We start from the raw sequence: 23,738 nt of genomic DNA, 5'->3' as shown, positions 1-23,738 counted from the left end.
GTGCGGAGAGCAGGCATGCAACTCGGCTTCTTCACCATGCCCATCCATCCCCTCGGGCGGGATTGGCGCGAGACCCTGCGGGAAGACCAGGAAGCGTTCCTGCTGGCCGACGAGCTCGGCTACAGCGAAGGCTATGTCGGCGAGCACGTCACCGATCTGGCCGAGAACATCACCAGCTGCATGGTGTTCCTCGCCAGCCTTGCCGGGCGCATCAAGCAGATGCGGCTCGGCACCGGCACGGTGAACATGCCGAATATCCACCCGGCGGCGGTGGCGGCGCAGATTTCGATGCTCGACCATCTGCTCGACGGCAAGCTCAATTTCGGCATCTCGCCGGGCGGCCTGCTGTCGGACGCCGAAGTGTTCGGCAATCTCGATGCCGACCGTAACGCCATGTTCCTGGAAGCCATCGATGCGGTGATGGCGATCTGGACCGGCGAGGCGCCCTACAAGATCGACGGCAAATACTGGAAGATCACCACCGAGCGCACCCTGTTGCCGGAAATCGGCCAGGGCATCATTGGCCGCCCGCTGCAGAAACCGCATCCGCCGGTGGTAATCACCGCGGTGGCGCCATTCTCCAAAGGCGTGAGCGCGGCGGCTGCGCGCGGCTGGGACCCGATCTCGGCCAACTTCCTGATGCCGAAATGGGTCGCCACCCATCGTGCCTCCTATGAGGAAGGCTGCCGGGCGGGCGGGAGGCCGGTGGATTTGTCGAACTGGCGCGTCGCCAAGAGCGTCTTCGTCGCCGAGGATGCCGCGACGGCGCGCGAGTACGCTCGCGGCGAGGGCAGCCCCTATGTGCATTATTTCCGCTCGCTCTTCACCAAGCTGGTCAAGAACGGCCGCTCGAATCTGTTCAAGGAAGACCCGTCCATGCCGGACAGCGAGCTGACGCTCGAGCATGTGCTCGATCGCCTCGTCATTCACGGCACGCCGGACGAAGTGGCCGACAAGCTGCTCGGCTTCGTCGACGAGGTCGGCCCGTTCGGCACGCTGCTCTATGCCGGCCACGACTGGCGCGACCCCGCCCTCGCCAAGCGGTCGATGCGTCTGATGGCGGAGCAGGTGATGCCGCTCGTCAATGCCGAGCTGGGGGCAGAGGAGACCGCGGCGGCGGAGTAGCCTTCTTCCCTGCCACCACCCATCGTCATCCCGGAACGGCCGCAAGGCCGTATCCGGGATCGCGCGCAGGAAGGGGCACCACTCTCGGCACGCGATCCCGGCTCTTCGCTTCGCTGCGGCCGGGATGACGACTTACTGGAACAGCGCGCGCGGCATGCGCCAGCTCACGGCAGGTCGTCTGCGAACAGGCCGACCTTGGCTCCGGCGACGCCGGGGTCGAGCACCAGCACATCTCCCGAGGGCGGCGGCGCGTCGGCACTGCGGCGCAGCGTGGTGAGATAGAGCGTGCGCAGCCCCTCGCCGGCAAAGCACGGCATGGTCGGTCCCGGGGTCGGCAGCGGGATATGGGCGAGCATGATGCCGTCCCGCGAGAAGCGGTTGAGGAAGCCGGCGGAGACGCCGGAGCTCCAGTAATTGCCGTCGACATCGCAGGCGCCGCCATCCGGGCGGCCTTCCTCATTGCTCGGCGTGGCGATGCGCGTGCGGTTGGAAATGGCGCCGGTCGCGGGATCGAAATCCCAGCGGTCGATCCAGGGGCCGGCGGAATCGGTGTGGAACATCGAGCGGCCGTCCGGCGACCAGGCGAGGCCGTTCGAGACCTTCAGCCCCTCGACCTTGCGCTCCACGGTGCCGTGGGCATCGACGCGATAAAGCGCCGCGATCGGCTTGCGGTCGGCCGAGGCGACATCGTGCATGGTGCCGACCCAGAAGGCACCGTCCGGCCCGACCTTGCCGTCATTGAGCCGCAGCTCGGGGAAATTGGTCTCCACCGTCGCGAGCAATGAGCGCGCACCGGTCGCCGGGTCGAACATCACCACGTCGCCGCCGACCGCCACCACCAGCCGCCCGCTGCGGGCGAGGCCGAGGCTGGCAACCGGGCGGTCGAAATGCCACTGCCGGCGCTCGCCGGTCGATGGCGTAAAGGCGTGGATGATGCCGGCGGGGATGTCGGCAAACAGCAGCCGGCTATTCACTTCGTCCCAGACCGGGGATTCGCCGGTGGAACAGCGGGCCTCTAGAGCGACGCGGATCTCGGGAGTGCTCATGTGTGCGCCTCAGCGTGCGAGCCAGCCGCCATCCACCGGGACGACGGTCCCCGTTACATAGGACGAAGCAGGGGAGGCGAGGAAGAGCACCGCGGTGGCAATGTCCTCCGGCCGACCCCAGCGCGCCATGGGGATGCGGTCCAGTATCTGCCGGTTACGGCCGGGATCCGCCCTGAGCGCGAAGGTGTTGTCGGTTTCCATATAGCCGGGCGCGATGGCGTTCACGGTGATGCCGCGTGGCGCCAGCTCGTTCGCCATCAGCTTGGTGAGGCCGACAATGCCATGCTTGCTGGCGGTGTAGGACGGCACGCGGATGCCACCCTGGAAGGCGAGCAGCGAGGCGATGTTGATGATCCGTCCCTCGCTCATGCGCAGGCTCCAGCGCCGCGCGAATGCCTGCGACAGGAAGAACAGGCTCTTCAGATTGATGTCCATCACCGCGTCCCAATCCTCCTCGGTGAAATCGAGCAGGTCGGCGCGGCGGATGATGCCGGCATTATTGACGAGGATGTCGACGGCGCCGACCTCGTCCTCGATCTTGCCGACCAACGCGTCGAGTCCGGAGGTGTCGGCGAGGTCGCGCACCACCTCGTGGAAGGCGACGCCGAGCGCACGGATGCTGGCCGCGGTTTCCGGCATGGGCTGCGAGCCGAGCCCGACAATGTCGGCGCCGGCCCCGGCCAGCGCCTCGGCGATGGCACGACCCAACCCGGTGCGCGCGCCGGTGACGAGGGCGCGGGAGCCGGTCAGGTCGAACAGCTCGGCGCCGCGCATCAGGCCAGCTCCGCCATCGGTACGAAGTCCATGTCGGCGAAGGACTGGTTGTCGCCCGCCATTGCCCAGATGAAGGCGTAGGCCCCGGTGCCGGCGCCGGAATGGATCGACCAGGGCGGCGAGAGTACGACCTGCTCGTTGCGCACGATCAGGTGGCGGGTCGCTTCCGGCCGGCCCATCAGGTGCACCACGAAGGCGTCGGGGGCGAGCTCGAAATAGAAATAGCTCTCCATGCGCCGGTCGTGGGTGTGGGCCGGCATGGTGTTCCACACGCTGCCGGGCGCGAGGCGCGTCAGGCCCATCACCAGTTGACAGGTCGGCAGCACGCCGGGATGCAGATATTTGAAGATGGTGCGCTGGTTCGAGGTCTCCAGCGTGCCTAGCGGTTGCGGCGAGGCTTCCGCCTCGCGCACCACCCGGTTGGGATGGCGCATATGGGCCGGGGCTGAATTGGCATAGAGCTTCGCCGGCTTTGAAGGATCGAGGCTCTCGAAGCTGAGATCCCGAACGCCCATGCCGAGATAGACAGCTTGGCGCGGCGCGACGATCAGTTCCGCATTGTCGGCGCGCACGCGCGCAGTGCCCTCGCCGACATTGATGGCCCCGAGCTCGCGGCGCTCCAGTAGGAACTCGGCGCCGACCAGTCTGGCCAGCGCGGTGTCCGGGGCGAGCGGCCGGCCGTCCGGCTGGATGCCCAGCACCAGCATGCGGTCATAATGGGTGTAGGTGGCGCGGATCTCGCCGGGAGCGAAAATGCCTTCGATCATGAAGTGCCGGCGCAGTTCGTTGCCGTCGAGGGCTTCCGCCTGCCCGTAATGGATGGCGTGACGTGTCTCCATTGGCGTTCCCCTTCTTCAGAAGGCCGTAAGCCGGCCGTTGTTCTCAGATGAAAAGATCGCGGTGCGACGCCTGCACGGTCGGCAGCGCCTTCAGGATTTCGGACAGATGCACCTTGAGCGCCGCCTCGGCGCGATCGGCATCGCGGGCGTCGACCGCCTCGATGATGGCGCGGTGCTGGCCGATGAGGCGCGGCAGCGCCGTTGCCGAGGGCAGCGTCAGATGGCAGACCCGGTCCATATGGGCCTTGATGTCGTCGATCACGGTCCAGGCGGACGGGCAGCCGGCGCCCTCGGCCAGCGCAGCATGGAACAGTTCGTCGGCACGCTGGAATTCGTAATGCGCGCCGGCCTCGGCGGCCACCGTCTGGGCGTCGAGATAGAAATCGATGCGGGTGCGCACCCGGGCGTCGAAGCGCTCGCAGGCGCGGCGCACCACGGCGGTCTCCAGCGATTCCCGGATGAAGCGCGCCTCCAGCATGCGCTCGAGCGATATCTTGACGACGAAGGTGCCACGGCGCGGCTGGATCTCGACGAGACCGGAACGGGCGAGCGAGATGAAGGCTTCGCGCACCGGCTGGCGCGACACGTTGAGACGCGCGGCGATGTCCTGCTCGGACAGCGGCGCGCCCGGCGGAATCTCCATGGTGATGATCGCCTTGCGGATCTCATTCTCGACGCGGCGGGCGCTGGTCACCCCCACATCGCCGGACTCCACATTCACCGAAAGTCTCCCGCGGTCGCTTCTCTTTCTGCTTGACGCTGTACCATACCAGAGCCACTATCTGCCATACCAAAAACGCGTGATTGGGCGATAAACGTCCTCAATGGGTGGAAACGATGCCCCACTGGCCTGACGCCAAAGGCACGGCGGAGGAGTTCATCGCAGCACGGCGCGAGGTGCGCGTGCTGGCGGAATTCCCCGGTCCGCTGCCGGCCGATCTCGACGCCGCCTATGCCGTGCAAGAGGAGGTGCTGCGCCTCACGCCGCGCCGCCTCGCTGGATGGAAGGTGGCAGGCATCCCGCCCGGCTTCCGCGCGCAATATGACGCCGAGCGAATGGTCGGTCCGGTGTTCGCCGACGCGGTGCAGGAAGTGGCCAAGAGCGGCCATGCCATCGTCGAAGTGCATGAAGGCGGCTTCTGCGCCGTCGAGGCCGAGTTTGTGGTGCGCCTGCTCGCCGATGCGCCGGACAAGGACTGGCTCACGGCGGAGGACATCGCGGCCATCTCCAGCCTGCACGCCGGCTCGGAGATCGCCTCCAGCCCGCTTGCCACCATCAATGATCTCGGCCCCGGCGCGGTGATCTCCGATCACGGCAACAATTCCGGCGCCCTTGTCGGCCCCGGCATCCCGCGCAGCACCTTCGGCCATTGGGACGCGCTGGCCTCGCGCACCTATGTGAATGGCGAGCTGGTCGGCGAGGGCAGCGCCGCCCGCGTCGCCGGCGGGCCGTTCGCTGCCGCGGCCTTTCTCGCCGCCCAGCTCGCCACCCGCGGGCGGCGGCTGAAGGAGGGCGACATCATTCTCACCGGCATGACCACCGGCGTCCATTCGGTCCCGGTCGGCGCCCATGCCCGCCTCGAATTCGAAGGCATCGGCAGCTTCACCCTCGACGTCGTGGCGCGCCGGGCGGCGCACGCGGCGCCGCGGATGGCTGCCGGCTGAAGACCACCCTCATAGTCAAGGCGGGCCAACCGCCGGCATATCAGGAGGAAACCCATGAAGACGCCGAGCCTTCTCTGCATGGCTGCCGTTCTCGCCACCCTCGCGGTGGCGCCAGCCGCGGCGCAGAACGTCACGCTGCGTTCCGCCGACATCCATCCCGACGGCTACCCGACGGTCGAGGCCGTCATCTATATGGGCAAGCTGGTCGAGGAGCGGACCAAGGGCCGCATCAAGATCCAGATGTTCAACAATTCCGCGCTCGGCAGCGAGAAGGACACCATCGAGCAGACCCGCTTCGGCGTCATCGACATGAACCGGGTGAACACCGCGCCGTTCAACAACCTGGTGCCGCAGACCCAGGTGCTCGGCATGCCGTTCCTGTTCCGCTCGGTCGATCACATGCACAAGGTGGTGGACGGGCCGATCGGCGAGGAGATCCTCGCCGCCTTTACCCCGCACGGCCTGGTCGGCCTCGCCTTCTACGATTCCGGCGCGCGCTCCTTCTACACCACCAAGAAGCCGGTCAAGGGTCTCGCCGATCTCAAGGGGATGAAGGTCCGCGTCCAGCAGTCCGACCTGTGGATCGCCATGATGAAGGCGTTCGGTGCCAATGCGACGCCGATGCCGTTCGGCGAGGTCTATTCCTCGCTGGAGACCGGCGTGGTCGACGGCGCCGAGAACAACTGGCCTTCCTATGAATCCTCGCGGCATTTCGAGGTGGCGAAGAACTACACCCTCACCGAGCACTCGCTGGCGCCTGAAGCGCTCGTCATCTCCAAGATCAGCTGGGACAAGCTCTCGCCGGACGACCAGAAGATCGTCCGCCAGGCGGCGAAGGAGTCGGTCGGCAAGATGCGCGAATTGTGGACCGCCCGTGAGAAGGCCTCCGAGGATAAGGTGCGCGAGGCCGGCGTCACCGTCATCAAGGTCGACAAGCAGCCTTTCATCGACGCGATGAAGCCGGTCTATGACAACTTCGTCACTGATCCGAAGATGAAGGACCTCGTGTCCCGCATCCAGGCGGTGCAATGAGCGCCCCGCTGCAGCCGGCCGAAGCCGGATGGTCCGCCCCGGGGCATGACCCGGGGCCGGCCGCCCTGTCTTCCTCGGAGCCGAGGCCCATCCCGATGAACGGCACCTTGCTCGCCATCCGGCGCGCGCTTGCGCTCACCTCGAAACTCGCGCTCGGGATTTCGGGTGTCGGGCTCGTCGTCATGACGGTCGCGGTCGGCTGGCAGGTGTTCGCGCGCTACGTGCTGAACGACACGCCGACCTGGTCCGAGCCGGTCGCCCTGCAGCTCATGGCCTGGTTCATCCTGCTCGGCGCGGCGGTCGGCGTGCGCGAGAGCGTGCATCTGGGGCTCGACCTGCTGCGCCACGTGGTTCCGGAATGGGCGGGCAAGGCGATGGACCTCATCAATCTCGGCCTGGTCGCCTTCTTCGGCGCCGCCATGGCGGTGTACGGCACCCAGCTCGCCATCGGCACCTGGACGGCGACCATTCCCGTGCTCGGCCTTCCCGGCGGCGTGGACTTCTTTCCCCTCGTCGTCGGCGGCGCGCTCATCGCGCTGTTCGCGCTGGAACGCTTTGTCGATGTCCTGCTCGGGGTGAAGCCGGCGGCCGACGTCGAGATCCTGGAGGCGGTGTGATGGCCTATTGGGTCCTGTTCGGCACCTTTACGCTGCTGATGCTGATCGGCACGCCGATCGCCTTCTGCCTCGGCATCGCCTCGCTGGCGACGGTCCTCTATATGGGCCTGCCGCCGGTCGTGGTGTTCCAGCAGCTCAATTCCGGCATCAATGTCTTCGCCATGATGGCGATCCCGTTCTTCATCTTCGCCGGCGACATGATGATACGCGGCGGCATCGCGGCACGGTTGATCCGCTTTGCCGCGGGGCTGGTCGGCCACATGCGCGGCGGGCTTGGCCAGGTGAACATCGTGGCCTCCACGCTGTTCGGCGGCATCTCCGGCTCGGCGGTGGCGGACGCCTCGGCGGTCGGCGGGCTGATGATCCCGCAAATGGCGGCGCGCGGCTATGACCGTGACTATGCGGTGAACGTGACGGTAAACGCCGCCATCATCGCGCTGATGATCCCGCCGTCGCACAATCTGATCCTCTACTCCATCGCTGCCGGCGGCACGGTCTCGGTGGCGGACCTGTTCACCGCCGGCATCATACCCGGCCTGCTGCTCGCGCTCTCGCTCATGGTGACGGCCTATTGGGTGGCGCGCCGGCGCGGCTATCCCGCCGAGCCGTTTCCCGGCTTTGCCAAGGTCGGTTATTACCTCATCTCCGCACTGCCGGGGCTGCTGCTGATCGGCATCATCTTCGGCGGCGTGCGCTCGGGCATCTTCACCGCGACGGAAAGCTCCTGCATCGCGGTGATCTATGCGCTGCTGGTGGCGCTGCTGGTGTATCGCGAACTCGACTGGCGCGGCTTCGTCGAGGCGACGCTCGGCGCGGTGCGCACCACGGCAATGGTGCTGCTGGTGATCGGCGCTGCAGCCTCGTTCGGCTGGCTGATGTCGTTCCTGCAGGTGCAGCAGGCCACCATCGCTGCCATCCGCGCCATCTCCAACGACCCGATCATCGTGCTGCTGCTGATCAATGTGGCGCTGCTGGTGCTCGGCACCTTCATGGACATGGCGCCGATGGTCATCATCTGCACCCCGGTGCTGCTGCCGATCGTGAAGGCGTTCGGCATCGACCCGGTGCATTTCGGCATCGTGATGATTCTCAATGCCGGCATCGGGCTGAACACGCCGCCGGTCGGCACCGTGCTGTTCGTCGGCTGCGCGGTCGGCAAGATCTCGATCCGCGAGGCGATGCGCACCATCTGGCCGTTCTTCGGCGCCAGCATTGCCGTGCTGATGCTGGTGACCTACGTGCCGGCGCTCTCGCTCTGGCTGCCGGCGCAGTTCCGGTGAGGCTAACTACGCGACTTGCCCCCTCTCCCCGTTGGGGAGAGGGGTGGGGTGAGGGGCTCAAAGCTCCGCAATCGTGCTCCCCCTCACCGACCCGCTTCGCGGGCCACCTCTCCCCCTCGGGGAGAGGAAAGGGAGGCCAATCTCTCAGGCGTAGAGCGGCGCCTCGCTGGCGCGCAGCCGCTGCACGTCGCGGATCGGCGGCGCGCCGAACAGCCGGCGATATTCGCGGCTGAACTGCGAGGGGCTGTCATAGCCGACGCTGTGCCCGGCAAGCGCCGCGTCCATCGCCTGGGCGAGGATCAGCCGCCGGGCCTCCTGCAGCCGGAGCTGCTTCTGGAATTGCAGCGGGCTCATCGAGGTCACCGTCTTGAAGTGCTGGTGCAGGGCGGAAGAACTCATGCGCGCTTCCCTGGCGAGATCCTCGATCCGGAACGGCTCGCGGAAATTGCGCTTGAGCCAGGATATGGCGCGGCCCACCTGCTGGAGCCGGCTGTCGGCGACCGCGATCTGCCGCAACCGCGCGCCCTGCGGGCCGATCAGCAGGCGATAGAGGATCTCGCGCTCCGCCACCGGCGCCAGGATCGGGATGTCGCGCGGACTGTCCAGCAGCCGCACCAGCCGCACCGCGGCGTCGAGCAGTTCGATGGTGACGTCGGAGAGGAACACGCTCGCCTGCGATTCGCCGGGACGCGGCACGAGCAGGTTCGCCTCCATCATCAGCGCGCCGAGCATGCCGGCGTCGAGACTGAGCAGGAAGCACAGATAGGGCTGGTCCGTGGAGGCTTCGATGATCTGCCCGACCACCGGGACGTCGACCGACACCACGAGATATTGCGCGCGGTCATAGACGAAGACATTGCCGCCCGACATCACCTGCTTGCGGCCCTGCGCGATGATGCAGATGGCGGGCTCGTGCAGCACGTGGATCGGCTCGCTCGCCTGCGAGGCGCGGATCAGCGACACCCGCGGCAGCGCGGTCGGATGGATGCCGTCCGCCGGCGTGGATCGTTCAATAAGCCGAGCGAATTCAGGCTGCGCATCGCTCATCGAGCATCTCCGACTTCGTTGAAGGATCGGGCTTTGTCCCCATGATCGGATAGCGTCGGCGGCGCCGCGGTGGAAACGGAAAATCGCGAAGCTGGAGGATCGTGCAATAAGCCAGGCCGATCTGTCTATCGTCCGCGCGGGCCGTGGCGCCAATCTCCCGCACACCGCCGGCCACATCCGCCGCGGCGAAATAATCCCGGACATAGGCAGGACTTCCATGAGCAGAATCTGGTTCGTGACAGGCGCAGCGCGCGGCATCGGCGCCGAGATCGTCAAGGCGGCGCTGGCCAATGGCGACAAGGTGGTCGCCACCGGCCGCCGCATCGAGGCGCTGGAGGCGGCCTTCGGCAGCAGCCCCGACGTGCTGCCGCTCGCGCTCGACGTCGCCGACGAGGCCGCGGCGCAACGCGCGGTGGAGGCGGCGCTCGCCCGCTTCGGCCGCATCGACGTGCTGGTCAATAATGCCGGCTACGGCCAGCTCGGCCTGTTCGAGGAGATCGAGCCGGCCGACATCGAGCGGCAATTCGCCACCAATGTGTTCGGCCTGTTCCACGTGACCCGCGCGGCGCTCCCGGCGATGCGCCGGCAGCGCTCCGGCCACATCGTCAATCTCTCCTCCATGGCCGGCGTGGTCGGCTTTACCGGCGCCGCGGTCTATTGCGCCACCAAGTTCGCGGTCGAGGGTTTCTCGGATTCGCTCGCGACCGAAGTCGCGGATTTCGGCATCGGCGTCACGCTGGTCGAGCCCGGCTTCACCCGCACCGACTTCCTCGAAGCCAGCTCGGTCGCCTATGGCACCAGGCATGTCGCCGACTATGACGACACCTCGGCTCGGGCGCACGCGGACTTTCACCAGTATAATGGCCAGCAGGCCGGTGATCCGGTCCGGCTAGCCGCGGCGCTCGTCACCATAGCCGGCACCGCCAAGCCGCCTCTGCGCCTTGCCACCGGCTCGGACGCGGTCGTCGGCATCGGCGCCAAGCTGGAGCGCATGCGCGACGAACTTGGCCTGTGGCGCGACCTCTCGGTCTCGGTCGACCGCGCGGCCTGATTACGCCACGAAGCCGGTTGCCGCCGCCTCGTCGACGATGTGCCGCCCGATCGGCAGCGCGGCCGTCGCCGCCGGGGAGGGGGCGTTGCAGACATGGATGGAGCGGGCGGTGCGCCGGAGCAGGAAATCGTGTGCCAGCGTGCCGTCGGCGAACATCGCCTGCGCCCGCACCCCGCTGCGATAGGGCTGGAGATCGTCGAGCGTGAGTTCCGGGCAATAGCGCTGGCAGAGTTCGAGATAGCGCTGCCGGCTCAACGAATTGCGCAATTCGCCCATCCCATAGCGGAAATTCTTGGCGAGGAAGCGCCGGAAGCCGGAGAAGCGCACGATGTCGGCGGCGTCCCTCGGGTCGAAGGCGAAGGTGGAATAGCCTTCACGCTTCAGGCTCAGCACCGCGTTCGGCCCGACCGTGACATAGCCGCCGATCATCCGCGTCAGATGCACCCCGAGGAACGGAAAGGCGGGATCGGGGACCGGATAGATGAGGTGGCTCACGATCTGGTCGCGCGCGGCCGGCAGGCGGAAATATTCGCCGCGAAACGGCACGATGGCGAAGTCGAGCTCGATCCCCGCCATCGCCGCCAGCCGGTCGGCATTCAACCCGGCGCAGCCGATGAGATGGCGGGTGCGCAACACCCCGCTATTGGTCGCGACATTGATGCCGTCCGGGTCTTCCTCCAATGACAGTACCTGGGTGTTGCAGGCGATGGTGCCGCCGGCGGCGATGAAATCGGCGGCCATGGCGCGGGTCAGCGCCGGAAAGTCGGTGATGCCGGTCTCCGGCACATGAAGTGCCGCGAGGCCGGCAATGTGCGGCTCGCGCCGGCGCAATTCCGCCGCGTCAATGCGCTCGACATTGAGACCGTTGCGCCGCGCCCGATCCTCCAGCTTGGCGAACCGGGGAAGCTCGTCCTCGCGCGTCGCCACGATCAGCTTGCCGCAGCGATCAAATGCGATGCCGTGCTCGGCGGCGAATTGGGCCGTCTCGGCATTGCCCTCCCGGCAATAGCGCGCCTTCAGGCTGCCCGGCTCGTAATAGACCCCGGCATGCACCACGCCGCTGTTGCGACCGGTCTGGTGGGCGGCGAGCTCGGCTTCCTTCTCCACCAGCAGGATCGCGGCGCCCGGTGCGCGGCGGGCGAGCTGCATGGCGGTCGAGAGGCCGATAATGCCGCCGCCGACGATGATGAAATCCAGCATAAGCGTTCAGTTCCCGCAGTCGCTCGGCGCCGGCGCTCCGGCAAAGCGGTCGGTGATCCATTGGATGGCGTCATTTGACGAGCGATAGCCGGCAAAGCCGTGACCGACGCCGGGAAGCTGGAGCAGTTGCACCCGCGCCCCGGCGCGGCAGAGCTGATTGTTGTAGGCGTAGGTCACGCTCGGCCTAACCACAGTGTCGGCCGTGCCCTGGGCGAGGAAGACCGGGACCCGCGCCGGCAAGGCACCGGGCGTATTGGCGTCCATGATGCCGCGCCACGGCTCGACCGCGGTGAGGTCGCCGACATCGAGGAAAACCCGGGCGAGGAAGGCATCGGCGCTGTGACGCTGGATGAAATCCGGGATCGAGCCGACGCATTCCTGCGCCAGCGTGTCGACCTTGGGGATGGCGGCCGGAGCGACCACGCTGTCAATCGGCGCGCCGAACACCCGCGACCACGACCACAACGTCATCGAAGTGAGGTTCAAGCCGGCGGGCGAGGCAAGGTCATCCTTGAATAGCGTGCCGAGCTCGGTCGCCGGCGCTGCCGCAGCCACGCCGACGAGGTTCAGCTCGGGTGCATAGCGCCGGGCCAGGATGCCGGCATAGAGCGCGGCATGGCCACCCTGCGAATGGCCCCAGACCGCATAGCGGCCGGAGGCGCCGGCCTCCGGCAGGGCGCGGGCGGCGCGCACCGAATCCAGCACCGCGCGACCCTCGCTGAGACCGACGAGGTAGGGGTGTGGGCCGAGCGTGCCGAGGCCGGGATAGTCGGTGGCGGCGATGACATAGCCGCGCGTGATCATGTCGCGCAGCCCCGGGATCAGCGGGAACAGGAAGGGCGAGAGCGAGGGCGCGCAGCGCGGCACCACGCCGGTGGTCGGGTGCGCCCAGGCGACCACCTCACGCCCGCCGGCCGGTGCCGGGCCGGGCGGCACGATGACGACGCCGGACACCGCGATCGGCTCGCCGTGCAGGCCGGTGGAACGGTAGAGCACCCGGTAGGTTGCCGCCCCGCTCGGCGCACCGGTCATCGATTCGGCGCGGATGATCGAGCCGGGCGGGCCGGCGATCTCACTGGGTGACGCCAGGTAGAACGGGGTCTGCGCGTTTGCGGGCGTGAGGCCGGCGGCCGAGATGCAGAGGAAAAGGGCGGAGGCGAGGGTACGCAGGAACGGGCGGTGGCTGATCATCTCACGCCTCACGGTCCGCGCCGTACTGGGCGCTGCCTACGCTTAGCGCGGCGCTGGCGTCGGGAACAGAGGGGGAGCTTCGCGTGAGCCTCCTTCGAGGCTCGCTATGCTCGCACCTCAGGATGACGTGGTTTTCAATACAACGTCATCCCTAGCAGTTGGCCATTGGCCAACTGCGGGGGTGCCCGGCGAAGCCGGGCCTCGAAGGATGCTGCAGTCGAGCAACCAACACCTAGCGGAACCGCCGCACCAGCGCTTCCGAGCCGCGCGCCAGCAGGCCGGAGTCAGAGCCCACTGCGGTGAAGATGCACCCGGCGGCGATATAGCGCTTCGCCAGCGCCTCGTCGCCGGTGAGGATGCCCGGGCGGTTGCCCGCCTTGACGATGCGGCCGGTGAGTTGCTCGATCAGCGACACCACCGCCTCATTGCCCTGGTCACCGAGATAGCCGATGGCGGCCGAGAGGTCGCCCGGCCCGATGAACACGCCGTCGACGCCCGGCACCGCGCATATCGCTTCGAGGTTCGTCAGGGCAAGCTCGGATTCGATCTGCACCAGCACGCAAATCTCTTCGTGGGCGTGCTTGTAATAATCCTTCACGCGCCCGAAGCGCGAGGCGCGCGACGCGGCAGCGAAGCCGCGTACGCCGTGCGGCGGATAGCGCGTATAGGACACCGCAGCGGCGGCCTGCTCCGCGGTATCGACCATCGGGATCAGGAAGCTCTGCACCCCGGCATCGAGATAGCGCTTGATGATGACCTGGTCGTTCACCGGCGGGCGCACGATTGGCTGCACGCGGTTCTCCATGCAGGCATGGAGCTGCGAGAACACCATCGGCAGCTCGTTCGGCGAGTGCTCGGTATCGATCAGCAGCCAGTCATAGCCGGAGCCGGCGACGATCTCGACGGTGAGGTGGCTGGCGAGGCTGCACCACAGGCCGATCTGCTGCTCTCCGGCATAGATGCCGCGCTTGAAGGCGTTGACGGGCAGGTCCACGGGAAATCCTTCTCGATTGGAATGGGCCGGAGCATGACGTTGTCTGAAAACCGCTTCGCACTTTTCGGCATCATGCTCTAGAAAATCGCGGGCTCGCCGGCCGGGGCGCCGAACGAGGTCTCCAGGAAATCGAAGTCGCAGCCCTCATGCGCCTGGCCGATATGGCGGGAATACATCCAGCCATAGCCGCGCTCGTAGCGCGGTGGCAGCGGCGTAAGCGCGGCGCGGCGTCGGGCCAGTTCCTCCTCGCTCACCTGCATGTCGATGGTGCGGGCTTCGACATCGAGGCTGACGAGATCGCCGGTGCGCAGGAGCGCCAGCGGGCCGCCGACATAGCTTTCCGGCGAGACATGGAGGATGCAGGCGCCATAGCTGGTGCCGCTCATCCGCGCATCCGAGATGCGCACCATGTCGCGCACGCCCTGCTTCACCAGCTTCTTCGGGATCGGCAGCATGCCCCATTCCGGCATGCCCGGCCCACCCTGCGGCCCGGCATTGCGCAGCACCAGCACATGGTCGGGAGTGACGTCGAGATCGTCGCTGTCGATCGCCGCCTTCATCGCCGGATAGTCGTCGAACACCAGTGCAGGCCCGGTGTGCCTGGTGAGATGCGGCGCGCAGGCGCTCGGCTTGATGACGCAGCCTTCCGGCGCCAGATTGCCGCGCAGTACGGCAAGCGCGCCTTCCCGATAGATCGGATTGTCGATGGTGCGGATGACGTCGTCATTATGCACCTTGGCGCCGGCGATGTTCTCGCCGACGCTCTGCCCGGTCACGGTCAGCGCATCGAGGTGAAGCAGGTCGCCGAGCCGGTTCATCAATGCCGGCAGGCCGCCGGCGAAATAGAAATCCTCCATCAGATAGGCGTCGCCGCTCGGCCGCACATTGGCGATCACCGGTACGATGCGGCTGGCGCGGTCGAAATCCCCCAACCCGATTTCGGCTCCGGCGCGGCGCGCCTGCGCGATCAGATGGATGATGGCATTGGTCGAGCAACCCATCGCCATGGCGACGGCAATGGCATTCTCGAACGCGGCGCGGGTCTGGATGCGCGCCGGCACCAGGTCTTCCCACACCATCTCGACGACGCGCCGGCCAGAGTCCGCGCTCATGCGGATATGGTTGGCGTCGGCGGCGGGGATCGAGGAGGCGCCGGGCAGCGTCATGCCGAGCGCCTCGGCGATCGCGGTCATGGTGCTGGCGGTGCCCATGGTCATGCAGTGGCCGTAGGAGCGGGCGATGCCGCCCTCGATCTCCTGCCATTCCGCCTCGCTGATATTGCCGGCGCGGCGCTCGTCCCAGAACTTCCAGGCGTCCGAGCCGGAGCCGAGGGTCTTGCCCTTCCAGTTGCCGCGCAACATCGGCCCGGCCGGCACATAGATGGCCGGCACGCCGGCGCTGGTGGCGCCCATCAGCAAGGCTGGGGTGCTCTTGTCGCAGCCGCCCAGCAGCACCACGCCGTCGACCGGATGGGAGCGGATCACCTCCTCCGCCTCCATTGCCAGCATGTTGCGATAGAGCATGGAGGTCGGCTTCAGGAAGGTCTCGGAAACCGAATGCACCGGCAGTTCCAGCGGGAAGCCGCCGGCCTGCAGCACGCCGCGCTTCACATCCTCGACCCGGTGCTTGAAATGAGCGTGGCAGGGATTGAAGTCCGACCAGGTGTTGAGAACGGCGATTACCGGCTTGCCGACCCAGTCCTCCGGCCCATAGCCCATCTGCATGGCGCGGGAGCGGTGGCCGAAGCCGCGCAGGTCGTCGGGCGCCAGCCAGCGGGCGCTGCGCAAAGTGTCGGGGCTCTTGCGGTCGGTCTTCATAAATGGCCTCGATGAGAAGGCGGGCGGCGTATGGCCGCCCGCTTATTATAACCCTATCACTGCGTGGCGATATCGCCGGCTTTCACCACGTCGCGCCAGCGCGCTTCTTCCGCAGCCTGGAACCTGGCGAACTCCTCCGGCGTGTTGGCGACCACCTCGAAGCCGAGATCGTTGAACTTCGCCTTGGTCGCCGGGTCCGACAAGGCCGCGGCGAGCGCCTGCGAGAGCTTGGCCTTGACGTCGGCCGGCAGCCCCTTCGGCGCGGCGGCGGCCTGCCAGGAATAGACGATGAGCCCGTCGACGCCGGATTCCTTCATGGTGGGCACATCGGGGAACACCGGGTGGCGCTGCTCGGCGGTTACGCCCAGCACCTTCAGCTTGCCGGCCTTGATGTGGCTGGCGACGGCGCCGAGATTCTGGAACGAGACGTCGGCATGGCCGCCAATCAGGTCGGTGATGGCCGGCCCGCCGCCCTTGTAGGGCACATGGATGCCAGTGGTGCCGCTCTTCTGCCAGAACAGCGCGGCTGTCAGATGGTCCGACGAGCCGGAGCCGGACGAGGCGAAAGTCACCTTGTTGGGGTTCTTCTTGAGATAGTCGACCAGTTCCGCCACCGAATTGGCCGGGAAGGCCGGATTGGCGACCAGCACGTTCGGGGTGCGCACCGCCACCGTGAGCAGGTCGAAATCCTTGCCCGGGTCGTAGCCGAGCTTGGCATAGAGCGCGGGATTGATGGCGTAGACGCCGATCGAGCCGACCAGCAGCGTATAGCCGTCGGCCTTCTCGTTCTTGACATGGGCGGCGCCGGCACCGCCATTGGCGCCGGGGCGGTTGTCGATGACGACCGGCTGGCCAAGGGTTTCCTGCATCTTCGGTGCGATGAAGCGGGCGGTACTGTCCGAGGCGCCGCCGGGCGGGAACGGCACCACGACGGTGACGGTGCGCTCCGGATAGGCGAAGGCGGGCGCGGCGGGAAGCACGGCGAACGCCGCCAGCATGGCGAGCGAGGCGATCTTCAAGCGGGACATGTTTCCTCCTGTGGCATCGCGTGGACGCGCATGACGAGGAACCGACCGCCGAAATTGGCGTGGCGGTGAGGTTTCCTCCCTTGGCGCCCCGTCTGTGCGGGGCTTGAGCTGATCGACTAAAGCGCTAATGCATTAGTGAAGTCAAGCAAGGCTTGGTATAGGATGGCGCCATGGACATTGCCGCAAATCCATCCCGCCCGCCGCGGGATCCCTATCGCCACGCAGCGCCGCAGGTGTTCGATTATCTGCGCGAGCGCATCATCGGCTTGGAGATGCCGCCTGGCACGCTGATCTCGCGCGCCGAATTGCAGAAGCTGTTCGGCTTCTCCTCGACCCCGGTGCGCGACGCGCTGCTGCGCCTGCAGGAGGAATCGCTGGTGGAGATCTTTCCCCAGCACGCCACCGTGGTGAGCCCGATCGACCTCAAGCTGGCCCGGCAGGCGCAGTTCCTGCGCCGCTCCATCGAGCAGGAGGCGGTGCGTACCCTGGCGCTGATGACGGAGCGGGCAGTGGTGGTGGACCGGCTGGAGACCGCCATCGAGGTGCAGCAGGCGCTGCTCGCACGCGCCGATCTCGAGGCTTTCCACGCCGCCGACCGCGATTTCCACCGCATCTTCTTCGAGGCGGCCGGGGTGCCGGACCTGTGGGTGATGGTGCGCCGCCATGCCGGCCATATCGACCGCATCCGCCGCCTGCATCTGCCGATGCCGGGCAAGGCCGAGCAGGTGATCGCCGACCATCGCGCCATCACCAGGGGCATTGCCTCCGGCGATCCGGTGATCGCGCAGGAGGCGCTGCGCGAGCATCTGTCGAAGTCGCTCGCCTTCTCGGCGGACCTGCGCGCCCGCTGGCCGGACTATTTCCGGGACTGAAGCGAGGCGTGCCCTACATAATCGTGTCATTGAGGCATGTTCCGCAAAAGTTGAATGACCTTTGCGCCCCGAACATGCTTTAGCGTGTGGTCCGTGGCGCGTGCGCCCTCTTCCGCCGGATCGGAAAGCATGCCGTTCGACGCCAGCCGCAGCATGCGGGACGAAAGCACCGAGGAGTGGCACGCCGTGCTCGCGGCGCGCCGGCGCGGCGGCACCGCGGCGCTGCCGGCGGACGGCCTGTTCGGGCCGCTGCTGCACGCCCCGCGCGGCCGCTCGTATGTCATGGCCCAGCTCGGCCAGTCGCTGGACGGGCGCATTGCCAACGGCTCCGGCGAATCCCGTTACATCAACTGCCCGCACGGCATCACCCACCTGCACCGCCTGCGCGCGCTGGTGGACGCGGTGCTGATCGGCGCCGGGACCGCCATCACCGACGATCCCCGTCTCGATGTCCGCCATGTCGAGGGCGACAATCCCGCCCGCGTCGTGCTCGATCCGCGTGGACGGGTGCCGGCGAGCCTCCGCATTTTCCGCGACGACGGTGCGCGCCGCATCGTGATGGTCGGCGAGGAAGTGGCGGTCGATCTGCCTGCCGGTGTCGAGGTGCTGCGGGTGCGGCGCGACGAGAACGGCTTCGCCCCCGCGGATGTGGTAGCAGTGCTCAGGGCCGCGCGGCTGGAGCGCCTGCTGGTGGAGGGCGGATCGCGGACCGTGTCGCGCTTCCTCGACACTGGTGCGCTCGACCGGCTGCACCTCATGGTCGCGCCGATCGTGCTCGGCGACGGGCCGGCCGGCATCAGCCTGGACACGCCGCGCGCGCTCTCCGACTGTGTGCGCCCGCCGACCCGGGTTTACCGGCTCGGCGGCGACGTGCTGTTCGATTGCGACCTGGCGGCTGTTCCCGCTTCAGAGCGGCAGCGCCAGCAGGTCGACATGGCCGACCCGCAATTCGAGTGAGCCCGCCTCGGCCTCGGCACGGCGGCGCGCGGCCCACCGGCTGAGCTCGGCCTCCGGCAGCCGCCCGGTCTCGCGCACCGCCTCGATCCAGCCATCCAGCAACGCCACGAGCAGCGAGGGCTGATCCGGCCCGACGTGCCAGTCGGCCGGCGCGCGCTCGACCCTGAAGCCTTCCGCTTCGAGCTGGCTGGCGGCCATCTCTCCCGCCCGTGTTCCGAGCGAGGGGCCGAACCCCTTGTCGCCGTCCATGTGGTGGCGGAAGGCGGCGAACACCGCCTCGTCCAGCGAGTCTTCCGGCAGGCAGGCCATGCGCCCGTCGACGGTGAGCGTCGCATGGATCGCCGCACCCTTCGCAGCGCGGGCGAGCGTGGCGACAAAATCCGCACTGACGAGGTCGAGCAGAGCCGACATGGTGACGAGATCCGCCCGCGCGAGAACATCCTCCCAACCCGGCTGCGCCAGGTCGCGGAGCATGGTGCGCGCGACAAGCGGCCGGCCGTCGCGGTCGGTTAGCGTCCGCGACGAGTCCTGTGCTTGCTCCAGCAGCGCAGGGTCATTGTCCACCAGCAGCCAGCTTTGCGGTCCTGGCAGCAATGGCGCCAGCGCCCACATATTGGAACCAGATCCGGTGCCGAGATCGACGATCGCAAGGCGCTTGCGGCCGCTGAGCGCCTCAGTGAGCCGCGCGATCAGCCCGGCATCGCGGGCGGCGCGGTCGGCCGGCTCGCGCAGCGCCAGCCACGAGGTGGAAAAGCCGCTCACGACGTCGCCTCGCCGGTGCTCGCTATGGCGTCCGCTACCCGCCGGGCGGTATCCGCCCAGGTCGGCAGCAGTGGTGCGGCGGCGCGCGCGGCCTCGGCGCGGCGGGCGCGATGAGCGGGATCGGCGATGAGCTTTGCCAGCACGCCGGCCAGTGCCCGCGGATGGCCCGGCGGCACCAGTTCACCCGCCGCGCCGACGGTCTCGGCAATGGCGCCGCCGGTGGTGCCGACCACGGGCAAGCCGCGCGCGATTCCCTCGGCATAGGCCATGCCATAACCCTCATAATGCGAGGCCAGGACGAAGATATCGGCACTGTCATAGAGCGCGTCGAGCTCGGCGCGTCCGAGCGGCCCGTGCAGCGCGACGCGCTCGCTCAAGGCATAGCGATGGATGGCGGCGACGATCTCGGCGGCATGGGCGGGATCGAGGCCGGGATCGCCGACGAGGTCGAGCCACCAGTCGAGCGCGCGCAGCTCTTCGAGCGCGGCGAGCAGGTCGAGATGGCCCTTGCGCGGGATCAGCGAGCCGACCGCGATCAACTGCACCCCGGGCCCGCCGGAGCCGCGCGCGAAGGCGGCCGGATCGGTGCCGGGCACGGCGACGACGATGCGCTCCGCTGCCACCTCGAAATCCCGCGTCAGCGCCGTGGCCGTGGCCGGGCTGGTGACGACGACGCGCCCGGCATGCGAGAGCGCCGCCCACTCGCTCGCCCGCAGTGCCCTGGCGTGATCCGCGGCAAGGCCGGTCTCGTTGGCGAGCGGATGATGCACCAGCGCGATCAGTGGCCCGCGTGCCGCCAATTGCGGCGCCTCCCGGTCCATGACACCGAAGGCGAGGCCGTCGATCATCAGTGGCGTGCCGAGCGGCAATGCCGTGAGCGCCGCCAGCGCTTGCCCGCGCTCGGCGTCCGACGGCGAGGGAAAGCCGCCGGGCAGGGCGATGTGCTCGATTTCCCAGCCGAGCGCCCGCAACTCGTCCATCAGCCGGCGGTCATAGCCATAGCCGCCGGTCGGCGCTTCGAGATCGCCCGGTATGGCAAAGGCCAGATGCCTCTCGGCCCATTGTCTGTCAGCCAAGATCCGCCTCGTACCAGGCACGCGCAACGTGGCTCTCATTCAGCGCCACCTTCAGTCGCGTCACCTGCCGCGCACCCTCGCCGAGCTTGCCTGCGGCGATGGCCGCGGCGATCTCGTCAAAGATATGCCGCGCCAGGAATTCCGTCGTGGTGTTGCGCCCGGCAAATTGCGGGATGTCATCAAGATTGCGGTAGTTGAGCGGCGCCAGCGTCGCCTTGAGCGCCTCGAGCGCGAGGCCGATATCGACGACGATGCCGTCCGCATCGAGCTCGGGCCGATAGAAAGCGACATCGACCACGAAGGTCGCGCCGTGCAGCGCCTGCGCCGGGCCGAACACGGCGCCGCGGAAGGAATGGGCGATCATGATGTGGTCGCGAACCTCGACGGCGAACATTGGCGGCACCTCTCGTTGCAGGGACTACGCGTCGCCATCATAGGCGATCAGCGGGCAGGGATCAGGCCCGGCGAGCAGTTCGCCCATGCGGGCCGGCAGCGTGGCGAACGGCACCGGCTTCGAGAGCAGCGCGTCGAGCCGGGGATCGCGCAGCAGTTCCAGCGCCTTGGCCAGCCTGCGGCGATGCGTCCAGCGCGGCCGGCGGCCCGGCGAGATGCGGCCGACCTGGCTGGAGACCAGCCTGAGCCGAAGCGCATGAAAGGCTCCGCCGAGCGGCGCGGCGACCGTCCCCTCGCCATACCAGCTCAGTTCCACCACGCTCGCCTCGTCGCCCGCGCAGGCGAGCGCCGTTGCAAGCCCCGCGGCCGAGGCGCTGGCGTGGAACACCAAATCTGCCCCGCCGGGGGCCGCATCCGGCAGCGCGAAACCAACGCCGAGCGCATGGGCCAGCCGTTCACGGGCCGGGTCGATATCGACCAGCGTGGTCTCGGTGCCGGGAATCCGGCCGGCAAGGTAAGCGACGAGGCTCCCCACAGCACCGCCGCCGACCACCACGATGCGCTCGCCCGGCCCGACGCCGGAATCCCACAAGGCGTTGAGCGCGGTCTCCATGTTCGCCGCCAGCGCCGCCCGCGCTGGCGGCAAACCCTCGGGAAGCGGCAGCACCGCTTCCTTCGGCACGACGAAACGATCCTGGTGCGGATGCAGCGCGAAGACGTGTTCATCGGAGCCCGCCACGCGCCCGACCGCGGCATAGCCGTATTTCACCGGGAACGGGAAATCGCCCGATTGGCGCGGCGCGCGCATGCGGGCGAACTCGCTTTCCGGCACCCGCCCCTCGAACACCAGCCGCTCGGTGCCGCGGCTCAGGCTACTGAACCGAGTCTCGATGAGCACCTCGCCGGGACCAGGCGGCGCCAGCGTTTCCACGCGCAACTCGCCGGTGCCGGCGGCAATGGTCCAGAAGGCGCGGGCTTGAAGCGTCATTGTCGCGCGGTCCTTCCGTTCAAGCGGGCGTCATTGGCGCCCACGGCTGCGATATCGTAAGGAAACCCACCCGGCGGCCGGATTCCGCCGTATTGCCCGTCTCTGAATCCTAGCGCAACCGGGTGCCTTTCCCATGTCGTTCGTGCTTGAGACCGCCACCGACGCTGATGCGTCGATCCGCGAGCATGCCGGGCTGCGCCGCGCGGTGACGCGCCGCCGGCTGGCCTTCGCGCTCGCCTGCGCCATGAGCTGGGTGGGGCTAATTGCACTGCTGGCCGCCGCACTGGCGCCGGGCGGCATCGATATGCTGGATGTCGCCATCCTCGCCGTCTTCGCACTCTATGTGCTGTGGCCGCTGATCGGCTTCTGGAATGCGTTTGCCGGCTTCATCCTGATGCGCTTCGTACGCGATCCGGTCGGCCTCGTCTGCCCACCGGCGCGCCTCGTCACCGGCGAGGAGCCGATCATCGGGCGCATCACGCTGGCGCTGTGCATCCGCAATGAAGACCCCCAGCGGGTCTTCGGCAATGCCAGGGCCATGCTTGCCGAATTGTCGGTGACGCCGTTCGCCGGGCATTTCCGGCTGCACATATTGTCCGATACCGACCGCCCCGACATCGCGGCGCTGGAAGTGCGTGCGGCGGCCGAGCTCCAGGCCGAGGCGCCGGGCCGCATAGCCGTCGCATATCGGCGCCGCACCTCGAACGAGGGTTTCAAGGCCGGCAATATCCGCGATTTCTGCGAGCACCATGCCGGCGACGCCGACCTGATGGTGGTGCTCGACGCCGACAGCCGCATGTCGGCGGCGCGCATCCTCAAGATGGTGCGGGTGATGGAGGACAGCCCCAGGCTCGGCATCTTGCAGAGCCTTGCCGTCGGCCTGCCCTCGATGAGCCCTCTGGCGCGGCTGTTCCAGTTCGGCATGCGGCTCGGCATGCGCTCCTACACCTTCGGCAGCGCCTGGTGGCATGCCGATTGCGGCCCCTATTGGGGTCACAATGCGGTGCTGCGCATCGAGCCGTTCCGCCGTCATTGCGACCTGCCGCGCCTGCCGGGCCGCTCGCAGCACGGCCGCGACATCCTCTCGCACGACCAGATCGAGGCGGTGGTGATGCGCAGCGCCGGCTATGAGGTGCGGGTACTGCCGGAGGAGGGCGGCTCCTATGAGGAGAACCCGCCGGACCTCATCGAGCACATGCGCCGCGACGCCCGCTGGTGCCGCGGCAACATGCAGTACCTGCGACTGCTGCGCTTGCCCGGGCTGTTGCCGGCGAGCCGCATCCAGCTGGTGCTGGCGATCCTGATGTTCATCGCCTCGCCCGCCTTCATCGTGCTGCTGGCCTTGCTGCTGGTGCAGGCGCTCCGCAATGCCGGGACGCACTGGTTCGACGCTCCGGCTGGCCTGTTGCTGCTGGCGCTCGGCCTTCTCGTGATGTTCGCGCCCAAGATCGCCTCCGCGCTCGACGTGCTCACCCGGCCGGCGGAGCGCGCCCGCTTCGGCGGCGGCTGGCGCTTCCTTGCCGGGTGCCTGGCGGAGACGCTGTTCGCCTTCCTGGTCACGCCACTCGCCGCGGTGAGCCACACCTTGACCATTGCTGGCATCGTACTGGGGCGCAGCGCCAATTGGGGCGCGCAGATGCGTGACGCCCATGGCGTGCCGCTGCGCGCCGCCTTCGCCCGCTTCTGGCCGCACACGCTGCTCGGGCTCACGGCACTGGCGGGCTTGCTGGCGCTTGGCCCGCTGGCGGCGCTTTATGCCGCGCCGGCCTTTGCCGGGGCGCTGTTCGCGGTGCCGCTCGCCATGCTGACCGCGAGCCCGGCCTTCGGCGGCTGGATGCGGCGCAACGGGCTGTGCGCGATTCCCGAGGAGGTTCGGCCCGCTCCCACAGCGATCACGACGAATATGACCTTGGAATCGTTACAGGACGGATGAATTCGTCGCGCAACGGTGCCATTCTGCGCCGCACGCGGCCGTAAGGCCGCC

23 protein-coding genes are annotated in these 23,738 nt (G+C 68.0%); 9 read left to right on the top strand and 14 right to left on the bottom strand.

The features are described from left to right. The first annotated feature begins 15 nt into the window (after nucleotides 1-15). Complete coding sequence (locus G3545_RS13375) at nucleotides 16-1,125, top strand: LLM class flavin-dependent oxidoreductase (protein ID WP_170013342.1); 1,110 nt, start codon at nucleotides 16-18, stop codon at nucleotides 1,123-1,125. Nucleotides 1,126-1,289: 164 nt separating this feature from the next. Here G3545_RS13375 and G3545_RS13370 read toward each other — a convergent pair whose 3' ends face one another. From G3545_RS13370 to G3545_RS13355, 4 genes are read right to left on the bottom strand one after another with little or no spacing between them, the layout of a single operon-like run. After that, nucleotides 1,290-2,171, bottom strand: a complete 882-nt coding sequence (locus G3545_RS13370; RefSeq protein ID WP_170013340.1) for an SMP-30/gluconolactonase/LRE family protein — start codon at nucleotides 2,169-2,171, stop codon at nucleotides 1,290-1,292. Nucleotides 2,172-2,180: 9 nt separating this feature from the next. Next, entirely contained in the window at nucleotides 2,181-2,945 is a 765-nt protein-coding gene (gene kduD, locus G3545_RS13365; protein WP_170013338.1) for a 2-dehydro-3-deoxy-D-gluconate 5-dehydrogenase KduD, read from the bottom strand. After that, nucleotides 2,945-3,784 (bottom strand): 5-dehydro-4-deoxy-D-glucuronate isomerase, encoded by an 840-nt coding sequence (kduI, locus tag G3545_RS13360; protein WP_170013336.1) that lies wholly within the window; start codon nucleotides 3,782-3,784, stop codon nucleotides 2,945-2,947. Before kduI ends, kduD begins: the two co-directional genes overlap by 1 nt. 43 nt (nucleotides 3,785-3,827) lie before the next feature. Further along, nucleotides 3,828-4,505 carry a GntR family transcriptional regulator gene (locus tag G3545_RS13355; protein ID WP_170013334.1) on the bottom strand — a complete coding sequence of 226 codons (678 nt, stop codon included), beginning with the start codon at nucleotides 4,503-4,505 and terminating at the stop codon, nucleotides 3,828-3,830. A 116-nt stretch (nucleotides 4,506-4,621) separates the two neighbouring features. Here G3545_RS13355 and G3545_RS13350 point away from each other — a divergent pair, with 116 nt between their 5' ends. The 4 genes from G3545_RS13350 to G3545_RS13335 all read left to right on the top strand — a co-directional run bounded on the left by G3545_RS13350 (nucleotide 4,622) and on the right by G3545_RS13335 (nucleotide 8,378). After that, nucleotides 4,622-5,449 (top strand): fumarylacetoacetate hydrolase family protein, encoded by an 828-nt coding sequence (locus tag G3545_RS13350; RefSeq protein ID WP_170013332.1) that lies wholly within the window; start codon nucleotides 4,622-4,624, stop codon nucleotides 5,447-5,449. 54 nt (nucleotides 5,450-5,503) lie between these two features. Next, a complete protein-coding gene (locus tag G3545_RS13345) occupies nucleotides 5,504-6,481 on the top strand; it encodes a TRAP transporter substrate-binding protein (RefSeq protein WP_170013330.1) in 978 nt (325 codons plus the stop codon). Between the two features lie 95 nt (nucleotides 6,482-6,576). Beyond that, complete coding sequence (locus G3545_RS13340; protein WP_246702818.1) at nucleotides 6,577-7,098, top strand: TRAP transporter small permease; 522 nt, start codon at nucleotides 6,577-6,579, stop codon at nucleotides 7,096-7,098. Continuing rightward, on the top strand, nucleotides 7,098-8,378 hold the full coding sequence (locus G3545_RS13335; RefSeq protein ID WP_170013326.1) for a TRAP transporter large permease: 1,281 nt from the start codon (nucleotides 7,098-7,100) through the stop codon (nucleotides 8,376-8,378). Before G3545_RS13340 ends, G3545_RS13335 begins: the two co-directional genes overlap by 1 nt. Nucleotides 8,379-8,522: 144 nt before the next feature. Here the strand turns inward: G3545_RS13335 and G3545_RS13330 are convergent, their stop codons facing one another. Next, nucleotides 8,523-9,425, bottom strand: a complete 903-nt coding sequence (locus G3545_RS13330) for an AraC family transcriptional regulator (protein WP_170013324.1) — start codon at nucleotides 9,423-9,425, stop codon at nucleotides 8,523-8,525. Nucleotides 9,426-9,642: 217 nt separating this feature from the next. Here G3545_RS13330 and G3545_RS13325 point away from each other — a divergent pair, with 217 nt between their 5' ends. Continuing rightward, the gene (locus G3545_RS13325) at nucleotides 9,643-10,476 is read left to right on the top strand and encodes an SDR family NAD(P)-dependent oxidoreductase (protein WP_170013322.1); all 834 of its coding nucleotides are present in this window, start codon (nucleotides 9,643-9,645) and stop codon (nucleotides 10,474-10,476) included. On the opposite strand, the gene lhgO is transcribed toward G3545_RS13325, so the two are convergent. The 5 genes from lhgO to G3545_RS13300 form a co-directional block, all read right to left on the bottom strand. Next, complete coding sequence (lhgO, locus tag G3545_RS13320) at nucleotides 10,477-11,676, bottom strand: L-2-hydroxyglutarate oxidase (protein ID WP_170013320.1); 1,200 nt, start codon at nucleotides 11,674-11,676, stop codon at nucleotides 10,477-10,479. Between the two features lie 6 nt (nucleotides 11,677-11,682). Then, on the bottom strand, nucleotides 11,683-12,867 hold the full coding sequence (locus G3545_RS13315; protein WP_170013319.1) for a lipase family protein: 1,185 nt from the start codon (nucleotides 12,865-12,867) through the stop codon (nucleotides 11,683-11,685). Nucleotides 12,868-13,099: 232 nt separating this feature from the next. Further along, nucleotides 13,100-13,861, bottom strand: coding sequence for an HpcH/HpaI aldolase/citrate lyase family protein (locus G3545_RS13310; RefSeq protein WP_170013318.1), 762 nt, complete (start codon nucleotides 13,859-13,861; stop codon nucleotides 13,100-13,102). A gap of 77 nt (nucleotides 13,862-13,938) precedes the next feature. Continuing rightward, nucleotides 13,939-15,678 carry an L-arabinonate dehydratase gene (araD, locus tag G3545_RS13305; protein ID WP_170013317.1) on the bottom strand — a complete coding sequence of 580 codons (1,740 nt, stop codon included), beginning with the start codon at nucleotides 15,676-15,678 and terminating at the stop codon, nucleotides 13,939-13,941. A 56-nt stretch (nucleotides 15,679-15,734) separates the two neighbouring features. After that, a complete protein-coding gene (locus tag G3545_RS13300) occupies nucleotides 15,735-16,706 on the bottom strand; it encodes a tripartite tricarboxylate transporter substrate binding protein (protein WP_170013315.1) in 972 nt (323 codons plus the stop codon). Between the two features lie 170 nt (nucleotides 16,707-16,876). Between G3545_RS13300 and G3545_RS13295 the strand changes: the two genes are divergently transcribed. Then, nucleotides 16,877-17,578: a GntR family transcriptional regulator gene (locus G3545_RS13295; protein ID WP_170013313.1), complete on the top strand. Its 702-nt coding sequence runs from the start codon at nucleotides 16,877-16,879 to the stop codon at nucleotides 17,576-17,578. 129 nt (nucleotides 17,579-17,707) lie between these two features. Then, a complete protein-coding gene (locus tag G3545_RS13290) occupies nucleotides 17,708-18,535 on the top strand; it encodes a RibD family protein (RefSeq protein ID WP_246702817.1) in 828 nt (275 codons plus the stop codon). Here G3545_RS13290 and G3545_RS13285 read toward each other — a convergent pair. Genes G3545_RS13285 through G3545_RS13270 form a run of 4 tightly spaced genes read right to left on the bottom strand, consistent with a single transcriptional unit; the run spans nucleotide 18,485 to nucleotide 21,754 of the window. After that, nucleotides 18,485-19,297, bottom strand: a complete 813-nt coding sequence (locus G3545_RS13285; protein WP_170013310.1) for a class I SAM-dependent methyltransferase — start codon at nucleotides 19,295-19,297, stop codon at nucleotides 18,485-18,487. The genes G3545_RS13290 and G3545_RS13285 overlap by 51 nt on opposite strands. Then, on the bottom strand, nucleotides 19,294-20,373 hold the full coding sequence (locus G3545_RS13280; protein ID WP_246702816.1) for a glycosyltransferase family 4 protein: 1,080 nt from the start codon (nucleotides 20,371-20,373) through the stop codon (nucleotides 19,294-19,296). The genes G3545_RS13285 and G3545_RS13280 overlap by 4 nt, the downstream gene beginning before the upstream one ends. After that, a complete protein-coding gene (locus G3545_RS13275) occupies nucleotides 20,366-20,767 on the bottom strand; it encodes a 6-carboxytetrahydropterin synthase (RefSeq protein ID WP_170013306.1) in 402 nt (133 codons plus the stop codon). The genes G3545_RS13280 and G3545_RS13275 overlap by 8 nt, the downstream gene beginning before the upstream one ends. A 24-nt stretch (nucleotides 20,768-20,791) precedes the next feature. Continuing rightward, nucleotides 20,792-21,754 carry a zinc-binding alcohol dehydrogenase gene (locus G3545_RS13270; RefSeq protein WP_246702815.1) on the bottom strand — a complete coding sequence of 321 codons (963 nt, stop codon included), beginning with the start codon at nucleotides 21,752-21,754 and terminating at the stop codon, nucleotides 20,792-20,794. Between the two features lie 133 nt (nucleotides 21,755-21,887). Between G3545_RS13270 and mdoH the strand changes: the two genes are divergently transcribed. Continuing rightward, nucleotides 21,888-23,687, top strand: coding sequence for a glucans biosynthesis glucosyltransferase MdoH (mdoH, locus tag G3545_RS13265; RefSeq protein ID WP_170013303.1), 1,800 nt, complete (start codon nucleotides 21,888-21,890; stop codon nucleotides 23,685-23,687). Nucleotides 23,688-23,738 lie beyond the last annotated feature (51 nt).

Origin of the sequence: Starkeya sp. ORNL1 (assembly GCF_012971745.1) — a bacterium.
In the GTDB taxonomy this organism is placed as follows: Bacteria; Pseudomonadota; Alphaproteobacteria; order Rhizobiales; family Xanthobacteraceae; genus Ancylobacter.
The sequence above is the reverse complement of the archived record's forward strand: the minus strand, read 5'-3'. Positions and strand labels throughout refer to the sequence as shown.